The organism is Diplocloster agilis (assembly GCF_019042275.1).
Classification (GTDB): domain Bacteria; phylum Bacillota; class Clostridia; order Lachnospirales; family Lachnospiraceae; genus Diplocloster; species Diplocloster agilis.
In genome coordinates this window covers 1-436 of record NZ_JAHQCW010000099.1, presented here as the reverse complement: position 1 = coordinate 436, position 436 = coordinate 1, and the positions used below count along the sequence as shown (strand labels likewise).

Below are 436 nucleotides of genomic sequence, written 5' to 3'. Positions count from 1 at the left end.
TCGGATTCTTTGAATTGGTTCAAATAAATCTTTTTTTAATCTCGGATGTCTTGAAGTTTCTGTTTTCTTGGGTTGTCTGCGTTGCAATAATGCTTGCTTCCAATCCCTTGAATTCAGATTTTTCAATTGATTTTTCAATGTGTAGTTTTCAAGGTACATGCGGGATGTCTGTTCTGTCTCTTGTCTCGTCTGTGCTGTCCGGTCCGTTTTAGCGGATCCTGTCATTCGAACTTCCATCCTGTTGACTGATGCTTTATCAGTCATTAGAAATCAAAAGCGTTTGCCGGGCTTCTTCGATCTTTACTCCTCGAAATACTGAGTAGTAGGATCTATCTTAAATCCTCAGCAGAGATTTTAATCTCTAATCACTGGTAAAACCAGCTTCTCTGTTCTGCATCAGGCTCCGGGACGCTTCCCGGCCTGTATGCTCCAGAAT

The 436-nt window shown here is 41.5% G+C and carries 1 protein-coding gene; it reads right to left on the bottom strand.

Annotation, left to right across the window (positions count from 1 at the left end):
• The coding region (locus KTH89_RS25300) for a hypothetical protein (RefSeq protein WP_238723471.1) at window positions 1-225 on the bottom strand (225 nt) is incomplete at its 3' end.
• Window positions 226-436 lie beyond the last annotated feature (211 nt).